At 63.0% G+C, this 8134-nt stretch carries 5 protein-coding genes; all 5 read right to left on the reverse strand.

Translation table 11 applies throughout. From position 1 onward, the window contains the following. Positions 1 to 189 precede the first annotated feature (189 nt). Entirely contained in the window at positions 190 to 1626 is a 1437-nt protein-coding gene (locus EO99_RS0125050; RefSeq protein ID WP_029621279.1) for an efflux transporter outer membrane subunit, read from the reverse strand. 117 nt (positions 1627 to 1743) lie between these two features. Further along, positions 1744 to 4854 carry an efflux RND transporter permease subunit gene (locus EO99_RS0125055; protein ID WP_029621280.1) on the reverse strand — a complete coding sequence of 1037 codons (3111 nt, stop codon included), beginning with the start codon at positions 4852 to 4854 and terminating at the stop codon, positions 1744 to 1746. Positions 4855 to 4905: 51 nt separating this feature from the next. Further along, the gene (locus tag EO99_RS0125060) at positions 4906 to 6114 is read right to left on the reverse strand and encodes an efflux RND transporter periplasmic adaptor subunit (protein WP_029621281.1); all 1209 of its coding nucleotides are present in this window, start codon (positions 6112 to 6114) and stop codon (positions 4906 to 4908) included. Between the two features lie 162 nt (positions 6115 to 6276). Further along, complete coding sequence (locus EO99_RS0125065) at positions 6277 to 6900, reverse strand: TetR family transcriptional regulator (protein ID WP_235776927.1); 624 nt, start codon at positions 6898 to 6900, stop codon at positions 6277 to 6279. A gap of 23 nt (positions 6901 to 6923) precedes the next feature. Beyond that, the gene (locus EO99_RS0125070) at positions 6924 to 7874 is read right to left on the reverse strand and encodes a phosphoribosylaminoimidazolesuccinocarboxamide synthase (protein ID WP_029621283.1); all 951 of its coding nucleotides are present in this window, start codon (positions 7872 to 7874) and stop codon (positions 6924 to 6926) included. Positions 7875 to 8134 lie beyond the last annotated feature (260 nt).

Below are 8134 nucleotides of genomic sequence, written 5' to 3' on the forward strand. Positions count from 1 at the left end.
GGCACACGACGTGTCCCGGCCGAACTGAAAAAATCAAGATCGCCAGGGGAGGAGTCCGTCCAATCTTCCGACCCTCATGTTCGATCGGAGAAATCCCGCAGCGGCTCAGGTGCAGCCCTCGGCTTCAACTGAAAAACCCCCGAAGCGAGGCTTCGAGGGTTTGCTGATCAGCTACGCTGGATCTTCAGCTTATTTGGTCGCCATGGCTGCGGCGGCTGCCACCTGAGTTGGACCGGTGCCATAGCCATAGCCGCCGCCGATGGCGACGTTGAGAGAGACGAAGTCCTGGGCCGCCTGCTGAACGGCCTGCGCCAGGTTGGACTGCGCCGTCGAGACCTGCCGCTGTGCGTCGAGGACATCGAGCAGCGAGGACGCGCCGTCCCGGTAGCTCGCTGTGGCAAGATCGAGAGCCTCCTCGTAGGAGCGAACGGTGTCACGGAGAGCGTTTACCGTCCGGGCGTCGCGCGAGACAGCGGCCAGCGCGTTCTCGACTTCCTCGACGGCACCGAGAACCGTCTGCTTCCAGGCGAGATAGGCCTCACGAGCCGTCGATTCCGCCGCCGTAACATTGGCCTTCAACTGGCCGCCGTCGAAGATCGGCAGGCTAATGCCGGGGCCGAAGTTCCATGACAGCGAACGCCCCTCGCTGCCGCCGGTGCTTGTGAAAGAGGGCGTGATTGTACCGCCGAGCGTGATCGCCGGATAGAGACGAGCCTCTGCAACGCCGATCTCGGCGACGGCGGCGGCCAGCTGGCGTTCTGCAGCCCGGATGTCGGGGCGGTTGCGGATCAGGTCTGCCGGCACCCCTGCCTTGGCGCTGAACCGGGCCACCGGCTGGCGCGCGCCTCTCTGCAGCTCTGGTAGCAACGACGAGGCGGGCAGGCCGAGGAGTGTGGCGACCCGATGGGCTGCGCCGCGGAAGGCGGTTTCGAGGGCAGGGATTTCGGCGATGGTCGAATTGACCAGACCTTCCGCCTGCACGACGTCGAGCCGGGATGCCGCACCGGCTTCCAGCTGCAAGCGAGTCAGATCCAGCGTTTCATTCCGCGAACTGAGGTTCTGCCGGGCGAGCGCAATGCGCTCCTGATAATAGCGGACGTCAATATAGGCAGACGCAACCGCTTGCAGCAGCGACAGGCGCGCGACATCGACGCCGGCATAGGCGGCGTCCAGTCGCGCCAAGGCGCTTTCCTTGGAGCGCTTGTAGAGCCCGAACAGGTCAAGGAACCACGAGGCATCGAGATTGCCAGAGACAGTGCGCGCCGTCGGCGTGTCGGTAGTGGTGCCGCTTGCCTCCCGCCCGCTGATGGCGCCGGAGGCTGAGGTTGCCAAAGACGGCAACGACCCGGCGCCGGCAACAACGACGTTGGCCTCGGCCTGGTTGATCCGCTCAAGTGCCTGCAGGACGTCGAGGTTCTGGGCAAGGCCCTGCTCGACATAGCCGTTCAGGCGGCTGTCATTGAAGGCGGTCCACCAGGCGGCCATCGAGACGTCGCTGTTGCTGGACGTCGGACCTTCGGCAAATTTCGCCGGAAGCGTGATTGCGGGCGCCGCGTGGTCGGGGCCGACAACACAGCCGGACAACAGGACGAGTACGAGGGGAGCCGTTGCGTAAAAGGATTTCATATCTATGTCCCGATGCCCTAACAAAAGCGTGCAATGTCTGCGGCCGCCCTGGCCGAATCAACGCCGCGACTCAATCGTCCGTCGCGACGATATTGCGTTCACATCCGTTAACAGATGTTATGCTGTCTTCTCTCGTTTTTCACGTTTTGATAACCTCCTGACGACAACAAAGAAGGAGGGAACGAAGAAAATTCCGAGCAGTGTTGCAGAAAGCATACCCCCGAGAACGCCGATGCCGATGGCGTTCTGGGCCGCCGAGCCTGCACCGGTCGCAATCGCCAGCGGCACGACGCCGAGGATGAAGGCGAGCGAGGTCATGATGATGGGGCGCAAGCGCAGCCGCGCCGCTTCGAGCGTGGCCTCCACGACCCCCTTGCCATTAACCATCCGGTCCTTGGCGAACTCGACGATCAGGATCGCGTTCTTGGCCGCCAGCCCGATCGTGGTGAGCAGACCCACCTTGAAGTAGACGTCGTTCGACTGGCCGAAGAACTGTGCCGCAGCCAGTGCGCCCAGCACGCCGACCGGCACCGCCAGAATCACCGAGAATGGGATGGACCAGCTTTCATAGAGGGCAGCCAGGCAGAGGAAGACGATCAGGACCGACAGAGCATAGAGCGCCGGGGCCTGGGAGCCCGAGAGCCGCTCCTGGTAGGAAATGCCCTGCCAGGCGACGGAGTATCCGCCGGGAAGCTCGGCCGTCAGCCGCTCCATTTCATTCATGGCCTCGCCGGTGCTGACGCCAGGTCCCGCCGCGCCTTCCAGCGAAATGGCGCTCGTGCCGTTGAAGCGTGCCAGCTGCGGCGTGCCGCTCTCCCATTCCACCCGGCTGAAGGCGGAGAAGGGAACCATCTCACCCTCGCTGTTGCGGGCGTACCAGAAGTTCAGGTCGTCCGGCTGCATCCGGTATTCGGAGTCACCCTGCACGTAGACCGGCTTCAGCTCGTTGTTGAGCGTGAAGTCGTTGACGTCGCGGCCGGCGAAGATCGTCGTCAGCATGGTGTTGACCGCTGTAAGATCGACACCCATGGCGCCCAGCTTCTCCTGGTCGAGCAGGATCTTCAGCTGCGTTTCGGAGCGCAGGCTGTTGCTGCGCAGGGAGCTGATGTTGGCATTTGCCGAGGCCGTCTGGATCAGCTGCTGCGACGCGGCCGTCAGTGCATCATTGCCGTTGCCGCCGCTGTCGACGAGATACATGGAAAAGCCGCTGGAGGTGCCGAGACCCTGGATCGCCGGTGGCAGCAGCGGGAAAACCTGGGCATCGCGCAGCGTGAAGAAGTAGCCGCCGGCGCGCTGGACGATCTCGGCCGCCGACTGGCCGGGGCCGGTGCGTTCCTCGAAGTCCTTGAGCTTGGTGAAGACGATGGCGTTGTTCTGGCCGGAGCCGCCGAAGCTGAACCCGAGAACCCCGAATACGGTCTCGACGTTCTCCTTCTCGTTCTCCATGAAATAGGCCTCGACCTGCTTCACCACCGCGTCGGTGCGTGCCGTGGTCGATCCGGCCGGCGTCTGGATGATGGTCAGCAGCACACCCTGATCTTCCTGCGGCAGGAAGGAGCTCGGCAGGCGCGTGAACATCCAGGCGCAACCGGCAACGACCAGCGCGAACATCAGCATCACCCGGAACGGCCGCTTCAGGAGATAGCCGACCGAACCGACATAGCCTCCGGTGGTGCGGTCGAAGCCGCGGTTGAACCAGGCGCCGATGCCGCGGCCCTTCTTGTGATGGTCGATGGGTTTCAGCATAGTGGCGCAGAGCGCCGGCGTCAGAACGATCGCAACCAGCGCCGACAGGAGCATGGCCGAGACGATGGTGATCGAGAACTGGCGGTAGATGATGCCCGTCGAGCCGCCAAAGAAGGCCATCGGGATGAAGACCGCGGTGAGAACCAGGGCAATGCCGATGATGGCGCCGGTGATCTCGTCCATCGACTTCTCGGTGGCCTCGAGAGGTGAGAGCCCTTCCTCGTCCATGATCCGTTCGACGTTCTCCACGACGACGATCGCGTCGTCCACGAGCAGGCCGATCGCCAGCACCATGGCAAACATCGTCAGCGTGTTGATCGAATAGCCGCTGATCGCAAGGATCCCGAAGGTGCCAAGCAACACCACCGGCACCGCGATCATCGGAATGATCGTCGCGCGGAGGTTCTGCAGGAAGATGAGAAGCACGACGAAGACGAGGATGATTGCCTCGATCAGCGTGTGCACCACCTTCTCGATGGAGAGCTGGACGAAGGGCGTGGTGTCATAGGGGTAGGTGATCTCCACGCCTTCGGGAAGTGTCGGGCCGATGTCGGCCAGCGCCGCCTTGACCCGCGCTGCCGTATCGAGAGCATTGGCGCCGGTGGCCAGGTTCACGGCGAAGCCGGTGGACGGAAGGCCATTCTGGCGGGAACTGGAGCCATAGCTCTCCTGGCCGATCTCGACCTGGGCGACATCACTCAGCCGCACCGTGGCGCCATCCGGCTCCACCTTCAGGATGATCGCCTCGAAGTCGTCGACGGTTCGCAGCTGGCTCTGTGCGGTCATCGTCACGGTCAGCTGCTGGCCTTCCACCACGGGCTGGCCACCGAGCGAACCGACCGACACCTGGGTGTTCTGGGCCTGGATCGCGCTCGTGACATCGCTCGGGGTGAGCTGGTATTTCTGGAGCTTCAACGGGTCGAGCCAGATGCGCATCGCATAGCCCGTCCCGAAGATGTCGATGCTGCCGACGCCTTCCAGGCGCTTGATCTGGTCCTCGATGCTGGTGGTGAAGACGTCGCCGAGGTCGACGGAGCTGCGCGTGCTGTCCGTCGACACCAGCGCGCCGACCATGAGAATGCTCGAGGTCGACCGGGTCACGGAGATGCCCGCCTGCTGCACGACGTCGGGCAGTTGCGACTGGACGAGCTGCAGCTTGTTCTGCACCTGAACCTGAGCAATTTCCGGGTCGACCGTGTTGCCGAAGGTCAGCGTCACGGTGGCGCTGCCGGTGCTGGACGCGGAGGTCATATAGGTCAGATCGTCGAGGCCGGTCATGCCATCTTCGATGATGCTCGTGACCGATTTCTCGACGGTTTCAGCGCTCGCGCCATTGTAGCCGGCAGCAATACGCACGGTCGTCGGCGCGATGTCCGGATACTGGGATATCGACAGGGTCGAGATCGCCAGGGCGCCCCCCAGCATGATGACGATCGCGATGACCCAGGCGAACACCGGGCGCCGAATGAAGAACTTCGCCATTGCAAATTTCCTGCCGTAATTTCGAGTTGGCTTGCTGACAGTGACGAGGGTCTACTGCTGGGGCGCCGGTTCGCCTGGTGCTTCAGGCTGTTGTGTCTGCACGACGAGTCCATTTTCGTCGACGGTCGATTCCACCGGGGCGACGGTCGCGCCGTCGGCGATCCACTGGAAGCCGTCGACGATGAGACGATCACCTTCCGTCACGCCTTCTGCGACGAGCCAGTTGTTTCCGGAGACCTGGCTGGTGGGGAAGATCCGCGTCTCCACCATGTTGTCGGCAGTGACGAACTTCGCCGAGAGCTCGCCCCGGGCATTGCGGCTGGCGGCACGCTGCGGGATGAGGTAGCCCGTCTCCTCGCCGAGGATGACGGTCGCCCGCACGTACATTCCCGGCAGGATCACGTCGTCCGGATTATCGAACAGGGCGCGGATCTGGTAGGTCCCGGTGCTCTCGCTGACAGCCATTTCCGCCATGTCGAGCTTGCCGGTGCTCGGGTATTCCGTGCCGTCCTCGAGGGTCAGACGGATGTCGGCATTGCTCGGGTCGCCGCTCAGGCGCCCCGATGCCATGGCCGAACGCAGCTCGAGCAGATTGGTGCTGGATTCCGTCAGGTCGATGTACATGGGGTCCAGCTGCCGCAGCGTGGTCAGCGCCTCCGTCTGGTTGGCCGTGACGATATTGCCGATGGCGACATTGGAGAGGCTGGTGACGCCGTCGAAGGGGGCGCGGATCTTGGTGAGATCGAGGTTGATCTCGGCGGTCTGCAGGGCGGCCTTTGCCTGGGCGACGTCGGCTTCGGCCTGAAGGAGCGTCACGCGGGCGTTCTCATATTCGATCTGGGTCGCGCCGCTGTTGACGAGCCGCTCGTAGCGGGCAAGGTTTGCTTCCGCGCTCGGGACGCCCGCTTCGGCTCTGGCGACGTTGGCACGCGCTTCGGCGACCTGTGCCTCATAGGTGTCGTCCTCGATCTGGAAGAGCAGGCTGCCCTCCTTGACCTCGCTTCCTTCCTTGAAGGCGATCTCACGGATGGCGCCGGTGACGCGGGGTCGGATCTCTGCGGTTCGGAAAGCCGTGGCACGTCCCGGCAGGACACGCGTGATGGGATATTGCCCCTGTTCCATGAGCACGACGCTGACCGGGCTCGGCGGGCGCTCCTGTGCCTGTCCGGCGGGTGCTGCACCGCTGCCATCGCCAGTGTCGCTGCAGGACGCCAGCGCCAACGAGAGAAGGAGCGGCAGGCAAAGTTTACGTGCGGTCATGACAATATCCAAAAGCGGCAATCGAGAAAGACGGGTCTGCCAGATCCGAACGGCAGTGGGGGAACCCGCATGGGCTTTCCCCGTCACCATACAAAATAGGCATGTAAAGCGCCATGGATGAGATGGCACCCTTCATAAATAAGTGACGTAAGTCAAAAACCGTCACTTAGCAAGCGGGTTTTGCAGTGCGGCATTGACCAGTTCGATCAGCCCCTCGCACCGCTCGTGAAGATCGGCAGGATCCGTCTTCACCAGGAAGACCGGGTGCAGGATGGCTGAAAAGGCGGAGGCGACGGTGGAGCTGAGCTGCTCGGGGTCGCGGCAGGTGTAGACGCCGGCAGCGACGCCCTCCTTGAGAACCTCGCCGAAAAGGGAATCGATCAGATGCTTGTAGTGGCGCCCGCTCGGGAGATCGGCATCGGACATCATCAGGATCATCTCGAAGAGATAGGGGTTCTCCTTGATGTCGCTCAGATGCGCCTCCATCAGCCTTCGGACGACGATGCCGAGTTTCTGCGGCGCCGGCGCCGGATCGTTCAGGAGCGCAAAACGGTCGATCATCCGGTGGATGTGGCGATCGCAGATGGCATCCGCGAGCTGCGTCTTCGAGCCGAAATGCTTGAAGACGTTCGCCGGCGACATCTGCAGTTCGGTGGCGATGTCGGCGATCGAGCAGCGGCCGATGCCCCTCTCGCGAAAAAGGTCCTCTGCCGTCGCCAGGATGTCCTGGCGGGTCTCTTCCGCTTTCCGTCTCGTCCTGCGCACCGTTTCCTCTTCCTTCAGCACAACCTGCTCCAGCGCCGGGGTTGTCAGCCTTGCGTGAAATAGGGCGCAAGATTGGCCCGCACACGGTCGAGAACCGTTTCCCCCGTCACATCCGGGGTGAAGGTCGCGCCGGTGATCTTCTTGTAGGCGTTGCGATAGACCTCGGCGGTGGCCTCCACCAGAGACGCGGGAATGGCCGGGATGTCGTCCTTATATGGATCGCAGCGCTCCGAAACCCAAGCGCGGACGAAATCCTTGTCGAAGCTCGTCGGGCGTTCCCCCCGTTCGAAGCTCGTCTGATAGCTGTCGGCCATCCAGTAGCGGCTGCTGTCGGGGGTGTGGATCTCGTCGGCTAGAACGATCGTCCCGTCACCATCGACGCCGAACTCGTATTTGGTATCGACGAGAATGAGGCCCTTGTCGGCGGCCATCTCCTGGCCGCGCCGGAAGAGCGAGAGCGCATAGTGCGAGACCTGGTCCCACTGCGCTTCGGTCAGCAACTTGTGCGCAATGATGTCCCGCGGCGTCAGCGGCTCGTCATGGCCGCCGTCGAAGGCCTTGCTGGTGGGGGTGATGACGGGCTCGGGCAGGACCTGGTTGTCGCGCAGGCCCTCGGGCAGCTGCAGCCCATACATGGATCGCTCACCCTTTTTATAGAGGGTTAGCAACGATGTGCCCGTCGAGCCGGCGAGATAGCCGCGAACGACGATCTCGACGGGAAGGATGTCGAGCCGGGTGCCGATCACCACATTCGGGTCCGGATAGGCCAGCGCGTGGTTGGGGCAGATGTCCTTTGTCGCCTCGAACCAGTAGCGCGCGGTCTGCGTCAGCACGTGGCCCTTGTCGGGAATGCAGGTGAGGATGCGATCGAAGGCGCTGAGGCGGTCCGTCGCGATGATGATCCGCCGGCCGTCCGGCAGGTCATAGTTGTCGCGCACCTTACCTCTATAGTGATTGGGGAGTTCCGGGATATGGGCTTCGGACAGGACGCGCACGGTGCACCTTTGGCTGTTTCTATAGGGTCATCCTATGACATGCGGGGCCGCGTGAAGACAAGCAAAGCGGATGATGGGCGCCACGGCGCCATCGGGCGGACCTACAGGCTGCCTGACGGCCTCTGGCCAAACGGTCGCGGATCCCGAGGGGAGGAGTTTTGGCGCGCCGGCAGAGTTGTTCTGGAACCTCGTTATTAAAATCAGCAAGTTACGGGAAACTTTTGTGACTTTGAAATTTCCCCGTTGACTTGTTTTGTTGG

The sequence above is a fragment of the Pseudorhizobium marinum genome (assembly GCF_000705355.1).
Taxonomy (GTDB): Bacteria; Pseudomonadota; Alphaproteobacteria; order Rhizobiales; family Rhizobiaceae; genus Neorhizobium; species Neorhizobium pelagicum.